Consider the following 15,266-nt stretch of genomic DNA (forward strand, 5'->3'; position numbering starts at 1 on the left):
GGTGGAGATGGTCGGGCGGTCGGGCTGTCGCCGTGTGGCTGGAACATGCACCGTGAACAGCGGTCTGCGGAATCGTTGCATCACCGCGTCTGCCGTGTGGTTGTGTGTACGCAGGACGCGAATTGAACGGCCGGGTGCACTCGCACTGCTTCCCGGGCGAGGCCTGGGCAAGAGTTTTCGGCCAGACGACCCGAGTCGTGCCGTGCATGCGCCCCTTTGGTGCGCCCCGCCGATCGGGTGACTCATGAACAGACCCCCTTGCGGCATACTCCGCACCCTGGGTCACTGTACGTATCCAACCGGTGGGTGCCCATCCCTCTCGGGGGGCGCGATGTCCGGTATGGCCGCTGTCTGCCTTGCGCGCAGGGCAGCACAGTGTCCAGTCTGATGTCGCGATGGGCACCCCCGAAGTGGGAGTGGATCCCCCAGCCGGTGCCATGTCGAATGGCACCGGCTGGGCGGTTGGGCGGCACGCTTTCGGTCCATAATCACGGGGTCGAGGTGCTGCACGGCGGTCCTTTTTCTGGGGCCGGCATTGTGGCTTTCGAGTCCCGGGTCACGTGGGTTTCGGGGCGGATGTTCCCTTCCTTGCCGGATCCTGAGTCTTCTCGACCCCGGTTGAGCCGGTCATGCGGAGGCGGACGGCGGCCTGAAGGAGTGCGGTGACGCGGGTGGTGCCGCACCGCACCTGCCGCAGCGGACGCCGGTTCTCGAGGACGGCCACGGACTGTCGGCCGGGGACGCGGATACGTGCGGGAGCGGAGTCGACCGCCCGCGGCCCGGTGGGCGGACGGGACCGGCGGCCCCGAAACGGCACCCTCGCCGTGCGCCCGGGCCTGCCCGGGGGCGGTGAAGCGGGCCCGCCGCACGTCGCGGAGGAAACCCGAGGCCGGCCCCCGGCAGCACTTTGATGTGGGGGAGTCGGCGTCGTGGCCGCACGGGTTCGCGAGGCCGGCCGTGCAGGAACTCGTGCGCGCGGTGCCCGCCGGCACCGGCCCGAGGCCGGCCCCGGCAGCATCGGAGCAACGCACCGACCCCTTGCCCCGCGGTGCGTCTCCTGGCACCCAGACACACCATTGGTCACGATATGCACTGGTCATTGTGATTCCGCTTCAGGAGTGCGTGAGAGAGGGGCCCTTGACTGCCGCCCCCCGACTGACGAAGACACCGGTTTCGCGCCGGTCGCCTTCGAGGTTCGGCAGGTGCCCGGCGTACGCCGTGACACACGACTTCGACGGCAGCGCCGCAACCTGACACGTTCCACGAAGTCCCAGAACGCTGAGGGACCCGGACACGCTCACCTGGCCCGCAGCCTTGGCTGTCCACCCCGCATCGCCGCGCCCCTGTGTCCGCCTCCCGCGGGGCGGCCGTCCCGCTACGAGGACCTCGTCGAGGGCGCCGGGCTGGAGTTCCCCCCCTGCCTGCCGACCCTTTCGAGATCATCCAGTCGGCGGAGGGCCAGGAGCTCCTTGCAGGCCCCACCAATCCCTGTGCGGTCATCCGCAACATCAACAGAGTCCTGGAACCCCGGATCGGCCCGATCCTCGCGGCAGCCCGAGCGGGTGCCGAAGGAGCCGATCTAATCCTGGCTCCCGCCTTCAGCTTCATCGGCGTTCACCTGAGCCAGTACCTGCGTGTCCCGCACGCGGTCATCCGCTTTCAGCCGAGCCACCCCACGAGGGAATTTCCGCACCCGCTTGCTCCGGCTGCTCGCTTCCTGGGCTCCCTCGGCAACCGGCTCAGCTTCGGCGCCGTCGACCTGGGGTCCTGGCTGGTGTGCCGTCGATTCATCAACCCCTGGCGCAGCAAGAGCCCCGGCCTCCCGGCCCTGCCCCTGACCGATCCCGTTCGCCGAATCCGTAGGGCCCCGGTCCTGTGCGCGTTCAGCGCCACGGTCGTGCCACGACCGACCGACTGGGGGCCGAACGTCCACATGACCGGTTTCTGGCACCACGAGCAGCCGCAGTGGCAGCCGCCGCGACGGCTGCTCTCCTTCCTGGACGAGGGTCCCCCACCCGTGTACGTCGGGTTCGGCAGCATGAGGACCCAAGACCCACGGGCCACCGAGCACCTCGTACGAACGGCACTACGGCAAGTGGGACTCCGGGGCGTCCTGGCCGGGGACCCTGCCACCAGTGAGAAGGACATGCTGGTGGCCGGTGGCACACTTCACGACTGGCTGTTCTCCAAAATGGCCGCAGTCGTCCACCACGGCGGTGCGGGCACCACCGCTTCGGCACTGCGGGCCGCAGTGCCGTTCCCGGTCTGTCCGTTCTTCGGTGACCAGGCCTACTGGGCCGGCCGCGTGCACAGCCTGGGCGCGGGCCCTGAGCCGCTGCCCGCCCGCCACCTCTCCGTTCCTGCTCTCGCCCAGCGCTTGCGCGCACTCGTTTACAAAGACCGCCCACGCCCGGGCCGCCCGGCACATCGGCCGTTCGCTCAAGGCCGAGGACGCGCGCTGCCCGCGCCTGCCAGGTCCTGGACAGGCTCGTACAGGTGACGCCACCGCCGAACCCCGTGGGCCGGGGCCGTGCACCTTCCCGCCCGTCCTCCGCGCGATCGGCAGGGCCGGCTGCCACCGGACCGCTTCCACCGCCGCGGCCCCCAGACCTCGCAGCAGGGAGATCGGTGAAGCTGCAATGCAGCAAGACCGGCTGTGAGACGACCGATTCGCTGTCCTCACCCATCCGGCCTCGTCTCCTTCCCCGCCCCCGCTCGTTCGCACCGACGCGAATGCACCACCCGGACACGGTCCCCTGCACACCCGGACGCGATGACACCGCCGTCGATCCCCGGCCTTCCCGTGCGCCGGTCGACGGCCTGCGCCCAACCCGGACTCCACGCCGAACACCCAGACTCAAACCGCGTTACCGCGTCGGCTCGTGCATACTCGCCAGACCATCGAGACGACACGCCTGCACCCCCGAGCACTTCTGGGGAGCTACCCCGCCCCGAAACCTCTCCCGCCGGCGCCGTACGCGGACATGCACCGCCCCTCCGGCGACGGCCGGCCCTGCTCCTGGGGCGACACGCCCGTGCCCGTCCCGGACACGCGGTCGTCCCCAGGCGCCATGCCCCGCCGGCAGTTCGCCTCCGAGCGGCCCAACTCCTTCAGCAGACCGGCCTGGAGGACCAGCAACGGCCCACCCCGCCCGTGGACATCCCACCCGCGCCCGTCAAGGTCAGCCCGCCGCCGCACCCGCACCCCTCCTTCGGCTCCTCCCGATTGCCGGCACTGCTCCCCGGCATCGCCTTTGCCGTCACCTGCACAGCACTGCTGGTCGTGCCCAGCGTCCTGAGCGGAATGATCACCTCCGATCCGTTTGAGGACGCCGGCCGTCCCCACGGCGAAGAAACTCGCCCCCCAAAAGCCGGCGCTGGTCTACAGGCCCCGGCTGACAGCAGCCCTGTGCGTGCTCGACCGGCGGCCCGGTAGGCACCGAAGTACGGCCTGGAGCGTGCACTACTTCACCGGCCTCGACGACATGGTCCGCAAATCTCGAAGCCGCCGAGGCGGCCGGGCGCCTGATCAGCAAACTCGGCTCCTGCCTGCGTCCCGGCGTTCTCGTCGTCGACGAGGTCGGCTACCAGCCACTGGAGCGGGACGAGGTCACCCTGGTGTTCCAGGTGATCTCCAAGCGTTTCGAGAGGGGCTCGATCATTCTCACCTCGAACAGACCGTCAGCCAGTGGGGTCTTCGGCGACGAAGTACCGGCCACCGCGATCCTCGACCGGCTCCTCCACCACTGCGACGCGATCTCCATCAACCGCCCCAGCTGCCGGCTCAAGTACCGGCTCGCCGCCATCGAGCGGGACCAGGAAAGCGCAGCCTGATAGCGACGTACTCGACAATGAGCGCATGGTCGTCCCTGAGCTGCTCGAATCAGCTTCTCTGCTGGTCCCGGAAGAGACCGCTACCGAGAACGACGTCACGGTGCGGGACATCTGGGACTACCTCGTCCACGACGAGTGGGAGATCGCCCTGAATCTGCTGGAGGAACTCGGGGGCGCTCGCCCACTCCCTCTCGCATTCTGGGCGAAGCTCGCCGACGCGGCTGATCAGCTCCGGCTTGAGCGGAGCGCAGCTTGGTGCCATCGGCGGTGTTCCGAGATTCGTCACGGCGTGATCCGGGCGGATCTGACGCTCCGTCCTGCCGCCGAGGCGCGACGCACGACGGCAGTCTCTGGCGCCGGGGTTCTACGGCCCATGTGGGACATCGGACACCTTTCGCCCACCGGTGGACATGCGGTGAGCATCGCCTCTCTCTGGGTTGAGGACATGCCCTCTCTGGAGCCCGGCGGACGCGCCACGGTTCGACTCGTGCCCCTCACACCCTCCCAGTGGGTGCACGTCCAGCCCGACCAGCGGATCACCATGCACGAGGACCAAACCGTTGCCGGCACCGCAGTCGTCCGGGAGGTTCATAGCCCTGCCATCGCCATGCCCGGGTGACGACGGCCTCACGGCCTCATTACCGGTGCATATCTCCGTACTCGGTGGAGTACAGCCAGGAGTACGCCGACAACCAGCCACCTCCACGACCCGGAGGAGCGGACCAGCCACGCCCATCTCTCCCACTGCCGACCGGAGTTCATACCCACCCACCCGAACTAAACGATGACGTTCGGAAACGGATCGCGGCTCAGACACCCCACTGCCCGGCGTCACCACGACCGCCCTGCCACCGGTGGCGGCTCTCACATGCGTCCACCTCCTGGTCCGGCGTCACAAAGTCGCAACCGCTGCCCGGCACGCCGGCCCCGGTATGCCAGGTCACAACCGCCGCTGAAACCGCGCGGCCTGGCGGGCCGATCGCCTGACCGATGCGTGTGCGGGCCGGACGGCGACCGCCGTCCGGCCCACACACGCATCGGTCAGACGTAGGTGTAGCCGCCTGCCACGGTCGCGCTGCCCGCCGGGGTCGTCACGACGACGGCCGCGTTCCCGGCCGTTCCCGGCGGGGCGATGCCAAGCAGCACCGTGCCGGTGGGGTCGACCACCACACCGGTCACCGAAGCACCTCCGATGGTCACGCTCGCCCCGGTGAGGTTGGTGCCGATGATGACGATCGGCGTGCCACCGGCGACGGGGCCGGAGACCGGGGAGATCGACACCACGGTGGGAAGAGCGGGCGCGACGTAGGTGTAGCCGCCTGCCACGGTCGCGCTGCCCGCCGGGGTCGTCACGACGACCGCCACGTTGCCCGCCGCTCCGGCAGGAGTGACACCGGTGAGGATCACGCCCCCGACATCGTTCACGGCGACGGCGGGTACACCACCGAACGTAACGCTCGCGCCACTGAGATTGGCACCGACGATCGTGAAGGGGGTGCCTCCGGTGGTGGGACCGGTCGCCGGAGTGAGGAGGAGAACACTCGGCGGAGAGGGGACGGGCCCGTAGTAGGTGTAGTTCGCCGGCGAACTGGCGCCCGCCGGGGTGGTCACCACCACGGGCACCTCACCGACGGCATGCGGCGGCGCGACCACGGTGATCAGGAACCCGAAGGGGTCCTGGGAGACGACGGTCGCGGGCGTTCCCCCGAAGGTCACCGAGGTCGCGCCGCCCAGGTTGGTGCCGATGAGCAGGACGACGTTCCCGCCGGTGCTCGGCCCGAAGCCGGGAACCGCGCCGATCAGCGTCGGCTGGGTCAGGACGGGGAGCAGGGTCGTTTGAGACATGAGTGTCCTCCTGGAACGGGTGGTTGTTGCTCAGGCGGATCCGCCACGCCCCTTCACGGGGCCGCCCTGGCTGACTCCGCCCCCGAAGGAGCACGGAGGAGCCGGCGGGGCAGAGGGCAGTCCGGGAGAGGGAAGCGCGCGCCCACAGTGCCGGTGAGAAGCCCGACGATCCGTGGTCGACATCCGACGGCTTGAGATGCGCCGTCGGGCGACCGTGTGGCTTTGAACGGGTGGCGAGGCAGCCACATGTACTGCGGAACACGCATCAGAGAGGTCTGCGCGCATCTGGTGATGCACACAGCCCGGATGGGATGGGCTGCCTACCGGTGCCTTCAGTGACCCATTACGGGTGAGCGGGGGCAAGGGAACTGACCGAACGTCACTCGAATGGCAGGCGCGCGGAGAGCTCTTCCAGCGCCCCCGGGCCCGCACCGCACCTTTGTGTGCAGGCACGCGCCCCCTCTCGTGCGATACATCCGTGCGACTCCCGTGCAAGTGCACCAGGAATCCGCCAGGAGGACGCTCGCACTCCCCGCGGCGGGAACAACGTCGAACTGAACCTCCCCTCGTAGCGTGGAGACCGTGACCGGAGGGATAGTTGAGGGTCGTGGGATCCAGGAAGCACATCTACAACGCGGAGTTCCGCGAGGGGGGCGGTACGGATCGTGACGGAGACCGGGAAGCCGATCCCGGAGGTGGCCGAGGAGCTCGGTGTGCATCCGGGGACGCTGCACAGCTGGGTGTCGCGGACCAAGCGCAACGGCTCGCCGTCGTCGGGCACGCCCGTCCAGACGTCGGCGGGGGCAGGCTCGGGTGGCCGCTTACGGGAGGGTGAGCGGGCCGAGTTGGAGCGGCTGCGGGCCGAGGCCCGGGAGAAGGACAAGCGCATCCGTGAGCTGGAGATGGAGCGTGATGTGTGCAAGCGATTCGTGGCCTTGTGGGTGAAGTAGCTGAGGCGGACCCGGCCGTGGCGGTCAGGGTGATCAGCAGCTGCAAGGCCGAACAGAAGATTCCGCAGCGCATCGGCTGCCGGGCACTGGGCGTGTCCGAGTCCTGGTTCTACAAGTGGCGCGATCGTGAACCGACCGCGCGGGAGGCGCGCCGGCAGCACCTGGCGGAGGAGATCGAGGAGATCTTCCAGCGGTCCGGGGGCACCTACGGCTCGCCGAAGGTGTTCATCGAGCTGGTCCGGCGCGGCTGGCGGGTGTCGGTGAACACGGTCGCCAAGGTCATGGCCGAGCTCGGGCTGGCCGGACGGAAGATCCGGCGGCGCCGGTCGCTGACCAGGCCGGGCAAGCGGCCGGCCGCCGCGGACTTCGTGCGCCGGGACTTCACCGCCGAGGAGCCCGACCTCGTCTGGTGCGGCGATCTCACAGAGATCGAAACCGGCGAGGGCAAGCTGTACTTGGCGACGGTCATCGACCTGTTCTCCCGCCGCCTGCTCGGCTACGCGATGGCCGAGCGTCACGACGCCGACCTGGTCGTCGCGTCCCTGAACATGGCCGCGGCCACCCGCGGCGGCGACGTACGCGGCGTGATCATGCACACGGACAGGGGCAGCGAGTACACGTCTCGGCGCTTTCGGCGGGCGTGCCGCAAACTCGGCGTGACCCAGTCCATGGGCCGGGTCGGGTCATGGTTCGACAACGCCGTGAGCGAGGCGTTCAACAGCGTGCTGAAGGTCGAGTACGTCCACCGGCATGCCTTCCGCACCCGCGCCGAGGCCCGGATCAGGATCGCCACCTGGATCACCGACTTCTACAACGCCAGGCGGCTGCACAGCATGTGCGGGTTCAAGAGCCCGATCGACTACGAACGTGACTACCGAGCCACCCTCGCCGAGGGACTGGCCGCATAGATCGTCTCCACGCTGCGAGGGGATTGACACCTTACGTGGTTCACGTCATTGGTACCGGGCCGACCCATGGGGCTGGTTGATGAGCCGTCTGCGAATCCTTGGCATTCTGATGGCCGTTATCCTTCCTTCATGACGGCCTTGGACGGCACCGTCGTCAACGTGGCCCTGCCCCAGATTCAGACTGAACTCGCGCTCGACGAAGCGGGATTGAAATGGGTGGCCGCGATCTACCCGCTTATCCATGCCAGTTTTCTTCTTTTCGGCGGTCAACTGGCGGAGAGCAAGGGCCGGCGCCTCACCCTCCTTCTCGGTGTCGTGATCTTCACACTGGCGTCGATCCTGTGCGGTGTATCGACGCAAGCGGCGATGTTGATCGCGGGCCGGGGCCTGCAGGGGTGGGCGCCGCCCTGGTCCTTCCTGCAGCTCTGGCAGTTCTTGCCCACGACCTTCCGCCCCGTTCCAGGAATCCCGGCTCCACCACTCTCACGGTCGCACTGGCCACCGCCTTGGCCTGCGGCCCCGTCCTTTCCGGAGTGATCACCGAGCACCTGGGATGGAATTGGCTGTTCGTGATCAACGTCCCCGTCGGGGTGGTCCGCCTCCTGTCCTGTGCCGCATTTGTGCCCTGCCCGACGCCCCGTCCTGCACCGCAGGAAAGTGACGCACCCACCGCACCCCTGAGCGCGGTTGCTCTGGCATGCATTTTCATCGGCGGGCTTGCGTACTGCCTCATCGAGGGCCCTCAGGACGGTTTCGTAGACCCTCGCATCATGGTTGTCGCTGCCGTTTCCGCTCTCTCCCTGATCGTACTCGCAGCGAGATCGTCGCCTCATGGCCGAGGGATTCTCTCCACCCTCTTCGGAAGGCGAGCTTTCGCGTGCGGACTGATCACGCAGCTCCTGCGGGGGCTCGGCGTCAGCGGGGTCTATTTCTTCACCACTCTCTTTCTGCAGAATTTTCTCCGCCTGAGCCCCACCTCTGCCGGACTCATGTTCACGCCGGTGGCCGCGGCCCTCCTTGCCACCGCTCCCTTTGTCACGGGGCACTGGCGCGTCGGCTGGGAGACGCAAGGGTGGCCGCGGCGGGAATGTTCCTGGTGGCGCTGGGCCTGCTGCTGGTGGCGCTGGGGAGCAGGCGAGGCGAGACGGTCGACCTCCTGCCGGGACTGGCGGCGATCGGGGTCGGCTCGGGCCTGGCGGTCCCGCTGACCACACGCGCTCTGGAGTCCGCCCCCGACCGGCTCTCCGGCATCGCGGCAGGACTGTTCAGTGCCACACACGAAGCATCGGGCGTGTTCGGCATCGCCGTGGTCGGTCTGATCGTGACGTCCGTGCAGCGTTCGGTCTCCTCCACGGGCGCCGGATCCGGGCATGCCTTCCTCATGGGCTATCAGGCCGGTCTCTGCACGGCTGCCGCCCTGGTTGCCATCGGTGTGCCCGTAGCCTTGTGGGGACTGCGCACACACGTGCACCCGGCAGGACTGCTGCGTCACGGCCGAAGCCGAGGTCTCGAAATGAGAATCAGCCATGAGGTGCGGGTGGTGCCCGCGCCGGCCGGCTGGACACCGGGGCGGGGAGACGCGGATCCGGTGGAGGCATCGGGTCCGGCCGCCTCTCACCTCCCGGACGGTCCGCTCCCGGTCGCCACCCGGCCCCGGCCTCCGGTTCGGGGACCCGTCTGGTCATGCGGACTACGCGCCGCAACGAGGCCGATGTGCCAGGGCGTGGATGGGCACGGCTGAAGTGGTCGTGCACGCGGGAGCGTGTTTCGGAGGCGCGTTGCTGTTGTGCGCTGAGCCGTTCGAGTGATGCTCGGGTTGATGTCTTGTCACATGTAGGCCGTTCAGGTCTAGTTAGATGCACGAACCGGTGGGCCGCCCATCCCGTATCCGGGGAATCGTGGTAATGGCGGCGTCTGCCGGTTTCTCCTTGCCTGTCCCCAAGGGAATCCTCGCGGGCTCCACAGGACGACCCCAGTCGCCTTCCTCCTCCGGGGGACTTCCCACGGTCGCGCCGGATGTCACCGCACGGCCTTCCGCAGAGCTGCCCTGGTGGCCGGAGGGCCCGACGGCTCGTACGTCCCTGTCCCTGCTGCATCAGCGAGGAGCTTCCTCATGCCCATCTCTCCGAATCAGGGTTCCACCGGTGGCGGCACGCTCGTCACCATCACCGGCACCAACCTGTCAGGCACCAGTGGGGTGACCTTCGGCACCAAGCCGGCCACGAGCGTCACCAACGTCGACGCCAACACGGTCACGGCGGTGGCACCGTCCGGGACGGGCACGGTCGGAGTGACCGTGACCACGCCGGGCGGGACCAGCAACCCTGTGCCGTTCTTCTACGTCGGCGCACCGTTCAAGTCCTCCCTGGGGGCCACGTCCGGGCCACTGGTCGGCGGCAACTCGATCACCCTGAACGGGGTGGGACTGTCCACGGCGACCAGTGTGTCCTTCGGTGGGTTGACCGCGACGCCGACGGTCATCTCCGACACTCAGCTCAGTGTGACCGTGCCGGCGGGGGCAGCGGCCGGCCCGGTGGGAGTGAGTGTGACCACCGCCGGGGGCACCAACAACGGCCTGTCCTACACCTACGTCGACCTCCCGGGCGTCACCAGTCTCGCCCCGGCCACCGGGCCCACGTCCGGTGGCACCGCGGTGACGATCACCGGGACGAACCTCGACAGCACCGACTCGGTCACCTTCGACGGCGCTCCGGCGCCGTTCTCCGTGGTGAACACGACCACACTGTCGGTGGTCACTCCGCCCGGCGCCGCCGGCCTGGTCGACGTCACCGTCACCAACCCGGCCGGTTCGGACACCGCCGTCGGTGCCTTCACCTACGTCGCCGGCCCCGGGATCTGACCGCCGGCAACAGCCGCCGCCCGGACACAGCGGGCGGCGGCGCCCGCGGTATCCCGTTCTTCCCTCGGGGCACCGGTGCACCGGTCGGACTCGGCGCCCGCTGGAACGGCGTCACCTTGATCGGGCCACGGTGGTGCCCTCCAGGCCCTTCCCCTGTCTAGGAGCGTTTCCATGCCTCCAGCCATCAGTGTGGTGAGCCCCTCTCAGGGCCCCACGACCGGTGGTACCCCCGTCACCCTCATCGGCAGCGGGTTGATCGGGGCGACCGCCGTCCGCTTCGGCGGCACGAACGCCGCCTCCTACACCGTCAACTCGGCCACGCAGATCACCGCCGTCACCCCCGCCGGCAGCGCGGGATCCGTACCGGTGACGGTGGTCAGCCCGACCGGCACCAGCAATGCGGTGACCTTCACCTATGTGGCAGCCGCAGTCCCGGTAGTCGGCACGGTGTCGCCCAGTGACGGACCGACGTCGGGCGGCACGTCGGTCACGATCACCGGCAACGGCTTCACCGGCACGACCGCCGTGCGCTTCGGCGGCACGAACGCCGCCTCCTACACCGTCAACTCGGCCACGCAGATCACCGCCGTCACCCCCGCCGGAGCCCCGGGTGCGACGGCGGTGACGGTCACGACACCCGGCGGCACCAGTGCCCTCTCCCCGCACGGGTACTTCTTCTATGCCGCCCCGCCCGTGCTCACCTCCGGCGATCCCGGACTGGGCCCGGCATCCGGGGGCACAGTGGTGACACTGCTCGGTAGAGACCTGCTGAACGCCGGCGCAGTACGGTTCGGCACCACGAACGCGGCTTCCTTCACCGTGGACTCCGCGAACAAGATCACGGCCACGGCACCTGCGGGGGCAGGCACCAGCGAGATCACGGTCACCACGCCGGGCGGGACCAGCAACCCCGTCCCGTTCTCCTACGTCGCCGCTCCCTCTTTGACCGAGCTGGTGCCCGACAATGGGCCCACCCACGCCGCGACGGTCACCCTGACCGGCCTGCATCTCTCCACCGCCTCGGCGGTGAAGTTCAGTGGTGTGGCCGCAGGGTTCACAGTCGTCTCGGACACCCAGGCCACCGCCACGGTGCCGGCCGGGGCGGCGGGGCCGGTACCGGTCACCGTGACCACGGCGGGCGGAACGAGCAACAGCCTGACCTACACACGCCTGGCGCCGCCGGGGCTCTGAAGGCCGCAACACCCTGCCGGTGCCGGCAAGGGGGAGCTCAGACCCACCCGGTTCGCACACACGATTTGGCCCACTCGGGTTGACCTTGGGACACCCGCTTCGGGCGGGGGTACATCGACCTAGCCAAAAGCGTGCCACGCATACGGGCTTGCCGGCCCGTCGGACAAGGCAAGGAGTCAAACCGGTGCGACATGGACACGGGCGAAGCAGAGGGAAGCTGGTCATCGCCACCGCGGCGGCAGTCGTGCTCGGGCTGGCCTCACCCGCTGCGGCCGCCACCTCGACCACCACCGTCACCGCGACCCCGGCATCCACCACCCCCGGAACACCGGTTCAGCTGCAAGCAGCCGTCACCTGCGAGATGGACCCGAGCGGCGGTCTCGGCATGACTTTCTTCGACGGCGACGTACTACTCACCACAGTGCCCGTCACCGCGACCGGACAAGCCGACTACACCGCCACTTTCGCCTCGACCGGCACCCACACGATCACCGCCGCCTACAGCGGCAACGGGAACTGCGACGCCTCCAGCAACACCACCGTCGTGCAAGTTGCGCAGGCACCCGCCCCGCCCGAGCCGTCACCCTGGTCGTGCGTGCTCGTCTGCGGCGGACTGATCAACTTCAACGTCGGCGACATCCACAACCCCGTGACCATCGTCCGGCCCTGACCGCACTTGGCAGGACGGGAGCCTCTTCCGGCCTGGCACGTGCCAGGCCGGAAGAGGCTCCCGCCCGGGTCTGTCAATCGAACGGCCCTGTCTCACATTCGGTGGTGACGGAGAGTTGTGAGGGTCGTTGAACTTCGTGTGAAGGACGTCAACAAGCTTGTGCGGGTCTGTTCCCGCTGGTCGTCGAGGATGTGGCCGACGAGGGTGAGCGGCTCGTGGTGCGGGCGCGAACGCCGCAGGACATGGCGCCGTGTCCGGTGTGCGGGGCATCGACGGGGCGGGTGCACGGCTACCACTGGCGGACAGTCGCCGACGTGCCGGTAGACGACCGCCGGGTGGTGGTCCGTGTGCGGGTGCGGCGTCTGGTGTGCCCCACACGAGGCTGCCGACAGACCTTCCGTGAGCAGATGCCCGGAGTCCTGGACCGATACCAGCGCCGCACCACCCGCCTGACCAGGCAGGTCAAGGCCGTGGCCGCAGAGTTAGCGGGCCGGGCTGGATCGCGTCTGCTGGCGATACCCGCGGTGGGCCTGTCACGTCACACGGCCCTGCGCACCCTGCTACGCATCCCGCTGCCCAACGGGCGGACGCCCCGTGCGATCGGCGTCGACGACTTCGCTCTGCGCCGGCGGCACCGCTACGCCACCGTGATCGTCGATACCGAGACCCACGAGCGGATCGACGTGCTGCCCGACCGCACCGCCGACACGCTGGAGGCGTGGCTACGCGAACATCCGGGCATCGAGATCGTGTGCCGTGACGGCTCAGCGACCTACGCCGAGGCCGTCCGCCGCGCCCATCTACGACGGGCCCCGCGCGCAGACAACCCTGGAGCGCTGGCATCAGGTCCACGGCATGCTCGAGAAGGCGCCCGCGCCGACCGGCCCGAGCGCATGCTCCGCGTCCCCAAATACCGCGCCGGCCTCGTCCACCCCTACCGCGAGCACCTGCGCAAACGCCGTGCCGAGGATCCCGCCGTGCCCGTCCAGCGCCTCTTCGAAGAGATCAAGGCCCTCGGGTTCACCGGCTGCCTGAACGGGGTCTCCCCCTGAGTGGTGGACACGCTGATACTGGATCTGCTTGATCCGGAGGAAGCGAGAACACCGCCGATGACGATGAAGGACTACTCGGACGAGTTCAAGGCCGATGCCGTGGCCCTGTACGAGTCCACGCCCGGGGCGACCTACAAGAGCATCGCCGCTGACCTGGGCATCAACAGGGCGACGCTGCGTGAGTGGGTGCTGCGGGACCGGGAACGTCGCGGCGTCGCCCCCGCGCCGGCTCGGTCGGGTGGGGCTGCGCCGGCCCGGGCAGGACAGCCGGCACCGTCCGCCGACCCCGACGAGCGCATCCGGCAGCTTCAGGCCCGGGTGGCCGAGTTGGAGGCCAGCGAGCGGAAGCTGACCACCGAGCGGGACATCCTGCGCAAGGCGGCCAAGTATTTCGCCGGCGAGACGAACTGGTGAACCGCTTCCAGTTCGTCCACGACCACCGGGACGCCTACGAGGTGAAGCGGTTGTGCCAGGTGCTGGGCGTGAACCGGTCCAGCTACTACAAGTGGCGGGACGGGGCCGCCGCACGGAGAGCGCGGCAGGCCGCCGACCGGGCCCTGGCCGAACGGATCCGCGCCGTCCACACCGACTCCGACGGCGCCTACGGCCAGGGCTTGATCAAGTTCCGTGAGGGTCGGGGTTGTTGGTGATGCCCAGGAGTGGGAGGGCTCGTTCGGGCTGGTCGCGGATTGCCCGGGTGGTTTTGGCGATGTTGGTGGCTCCAAGGGTTTTGAGCAGGCCGATGGCGAGGTTGCGGAAGGTGGCCATGGCGCGGGGTCCGGTGCCGGTGTGGAGGGTGGAGGCGTCCTCGGCGTAGGTCACGTCTCTGATGTGGTGCAGGGCTTCGATGCTCCAGTGGCCGCGGACGGCGGCGGCGAGTTCGGCCGGGGTGGCCTGGTGGGCGTCGAGGCTGGTGACGGCGTAGACCGTCTCGCGAGTTTCGCGACGGCCGGTTTGCCGGCGGCGTCGGTGGACGCGGAGGGCGAGGCGGGCGTGAGGGAAGGCGATTCCGCCGAGTTCGTCGGCGATGCCGCAGGTCCTGATGGAGCGGGATTCGTGGCGGCCGTGTCCGGTGGAGGAGGCGGTGTGCTGGACGGCGATGTCGGGCCAAGGCAGGGTGGCGAGCTGCCGGTAGGCGGTCGGCTGGTTGCGCTTGATCATGGCGATGTAGTGGGCGTTCTTGGTCTCGACCAGCCAGGTGACGTTCGCCTGGACCGAGTGCAGGGCGTCGAAGGTGATCAGCGTTCCGTCCAGGTCCAGCGGTTCGAGCAGGGGTCGGAAGTGCGCGGTCTCGTTCGTCTTGGCTCCGACCTCCGTCTGGGCGAGGGTCAGGGCCCGGTTGTGGGTGACGGCGGAGAGCAGGTGCCTGCGGCCGGCGGACAGGCGGGCCGATCCTCTCAGCGACTTGCCGTCGACGGCGATCACCTGCCGTTGCTCCGAAGTCGGTCCCGCAAAGTTCCGGCCGGCGAGGTAGGCACCGACGGCCCGGTCCAGGGGCGTCACCGTCGACGGCCGCCAGCACACGGCCGATCGTGGTCCGCGAGGGAGTACGACGCCACCGCAGCGGATGTCGTCGGACCCCGATGGCCGTCAGCACGGTGTCCGAGGCCCGCGCCGCCCACTCGGCGATCTCGTCGACGCTCCTGGCTCCCGACACCGCCGCGCAGGCGCAGACGAGGAGGATCGCGCTCAGCGAGTACCAGCGACCCCGCCTCGCACGCGGGTCGGGCACCAGATTCAGGAACGTCCGCAGGTCAGCGACTTGACCGATGTCCAGCGGACCCAGCCTCACCAACACCGACGGGATGAGAGAAGATACAGCGGCAGGCACGGGCCACCTCATGATCGTTGAGCTTCGACACCCCAATGATCACGAAGCCCGTGTCTGCTCTGCTATGCACCCCAACCGGTCACGGCCCGACCAACCCCCCGACCCCGGAACTCGCCCAAGCCCTG

At 69.1% G+C, this 15,266-nt stretch carries 11 protein-coding genes and 4 pseudogenes; 12 read left to right on the forward strand and 3 right to left on the reverse strand.

Annotated elements, in window-relative coordinates:
- Window positions 1-2,191: 2,191 nt before the first annotated feature.
- From AC3ET3_RS35045 to AC3ET3_RS35055, 3 genes and pseudogenes are all read left to right on the forward strand, one after another.
- Window positions 2,192-2,500, forward strand: coding sequence for a glycosyltransferase (locus AC3ET3_RS35045; protein ID WP_432140119.1), 309 nt, complete (start codon window positions 2,192-2,194; stop codon window positions 2,498-2,500).
- Window positions 2,501-3,371: 871 nt separating this feature from the next.
- Window positions 3,372-3,834, forward strand: a pseudogene (locus AC3ET3_RS35050) (ATP-binding protein); the annotation flags it as partial.
- Window positions 3,835-3,859: 25 nt separating this feature from the next.
- Window positions 3,860-4,453, forward strand: coding sequence for a hypothetical protein (locus tag AC3ET3_RS35055; protein ID WP_432140118.1), 594 nt, complete (start codon window positions 3,860-3,862; stop codon window positions 4,451-4,453).
- Between the two features lie 422 nt (window positions 4,454-4,875).
- Here the strand turns inward: AC3ET3_RS35055 and AC3ET3_RS35060 are convergent, their stop codons facing one another.
- Window positions 4,876-5,679 carry an IPT/TIG domain-containing protein gene (locus AC3ET3_RS35060; RefSeq protein WP_435613619.1) on the reverse strand — a complete coding sequence of 268 codons (804 nt, stop codon included), beginning with the start codon at window positions 5,677-5,679 and terminating at the stop codon, window positions 4,876-4,878.
- Window positions 5,680-6,344: 665 nt separating this feature from the next.
- On the opposite strand from AC3ET3_RS35060, the gene AC3ET3_RS35065 reads away from it, so the two are divergent.
- The 9 genes and pseudogenes from AC3ET3_RS35065 to AC3ET3_RS35105 all read left to right on the forward strand — a co-directional run bounded on the left by AC3ET3_RS35065 (window position 6,345) and on the right by AC3ET3_RS35105 (window position 13,960).
- Window positions 6,345-6,629, forward strand: a complete 285-nt coding sequence (locus AC3ET3_RS35065) for a transposase (RefSeq protein WP_432159132.1) — start codon at window positions 6,345-6,347, stop codon at window positions 6,627-6,629.
- Complete coding sequence (locus tag AC3ET3_RS35070; protein WP_435613620.1) at window positions 6,617-7,537, forward strand: IS3 family transposase; 921 nt, start codon at window positions 6,617-6,619, stop codon at window positions 7,535-7,537. The genes AC3ET3_RS35065 and AC3ET3_RS35070 overlap by 13 nt, the downstream gene beginning before the upstream one ends.
- Before the next feature lie 129 nt (window positions 7,538-7,666).
- Window positions 7,667-8,745 (forward strand): annotated as a pseudogene (locus AC3ET3_RS35075) (MFS transporter).
- A 905-nt stretch (window positions 8,746-9,650) separates the two neighbouring features.
- The gene (locus AC3ET3_RS35080; RefSeq protein WP_432139783.1) at window positions 9,651-10,397 is read left to right on the forward strand and encodes an IPT/TIG domain-containing protein; all 747 of its coding nucleotides are present in this window, start codon (window positions 9,651-9,653) and stop codon (window positions 10,395-10,397) included.
- A 171-nt stretch (window positions 10,398-10,568) separates the two neighbouring features.
- A complete protein-coding gene (locus AC3ET3_RS35085) occupies window positions 10,569-11,588 on the forward strand; it encodes an IPT/TIG domain-containing protein (RefSeq protein WP_432139784.1) in 1,020 nt (339 codons plus the stop codon).
- 184 nt (window positions 11,589-11,772) lie between these two features.
- A complete protein-coding gene (locus AC3ET3_RS35090; protein ID WP_435613621.1) occupies window positions 11,773-12,258 on the forward strand; it encodes an Ig-like domain-containing protein in 486 nt (161 codons plus the stop codon).
- Between the two features lie 167 nt (window positions 12,259-12,425).
- Window positions 12,426-13,295, forward strand: a pseudogene (locus AC3ET3_RS35095) (ISL3 family transposase); the annotation flags it as partial.
- Between the two features lie 72 nt (window positions 13,296-13,367).
- A complete protein-coding gene (locus AC3ET3_RS35100) occupies window positions 13,368-13,724 on the forward strand; it encodes a transposase (protein WP_432159200.1) in 357 nt (118 codons plus the stop codon).
- Window positions 13,721-13,960 (forward strand): transposase, encoded by a 240-nt coding sequence (locus AC3ET3_RS35105; protein WP_435613622.1) that lies wholly within the window; start codon window positions 13,721-13,723, stop codon window positions 13,958-13,960. The genes AC3ET3_RS35100 and AC3ET3_RS35105 overlap by 4 nt, the downstream gene beginning before the upstream one ends.
- Here AC3ET3_RS35105 and AC3ET3_RS35110 read toward each other — a convergent pair.
- Both AC3ET3_RS35110 and AC3ET3_RS35115 read right to left on the reverse strand, forming a co-directional pair.
- Window positions 13,929-14,735 carry an ISAs1 family transposase gene (locus tag AC3ET3_RS35110; protein ID WP_435613623.1) on the reverse strand — a complete coding sequence of 269 codons (807 nt, stop codon included), beginning with the start codon at window positions 14,733-14,735 and terminating at the stop codon, window positions 13,929-13,931. The genes AC3ET3_RS35105 and AC3ET3_RS35110 overlap by 32 nt on opposite strands.
- Window positions 14,736-14,868: 133 nt before the next feature.
- A pseudogene (locus AC3ET3_RS35115) lies at window positions 14,869-15,153 on the reverse strand (transposase family protein); the annotation flags it as partial.
- Window positions 15,154-15,266 lie beyond the last annotated feature (113 nt).

It is taken from the genome of Streptomyces sp. bgisy159 (assembly GCF_057707805.1).

Coding starts and splice junctions, on each gene's coding strand:
- AC3ET3_RS35045 (WP_432140119.1), top strand. CDS start 2,192: ATGGCCGCAGTCGTCCACCACGGCGGTGCGGGCACCACCGCTTCGGCA.
- AC3ET3_RS35055 (WP_432140118.1), top strand. CDS start 3,860: ATGGTCGTCCCTGAGCTGCTCGAATCAGCTTCTCTGCTGGTCCCGGAA.
- AC3ET3_RS35060 (WP_435613619.1), bottom strand. CDS start 5,679: ATGTCTCAAACGACCCTGCTCCCCGTCCTGACCCAGCCGACGCTGATC.
- AC3ET3_RS35080 (WP_432139783.1), top strand. CDS start 9,651: ATGCCCATCTCTCCGAATCAGGGTTCCACCGGTGGCGGCACGCTCGTC.
- AC3ET3_RS35085 (WP_432139784.1), top strand. CDS start 10,569: ATGCCTCCAGCCATCAGTGTGGTGAGCCCCTCTCAGGGCCCCACGACC.
- AC3ET3_RS35100 (WP_432159200.1), top strand. CDS start 13,368: ATGACGATGAAGGACTACTCGGACGAGTTCAAGGCCGATGCCGTGGCC.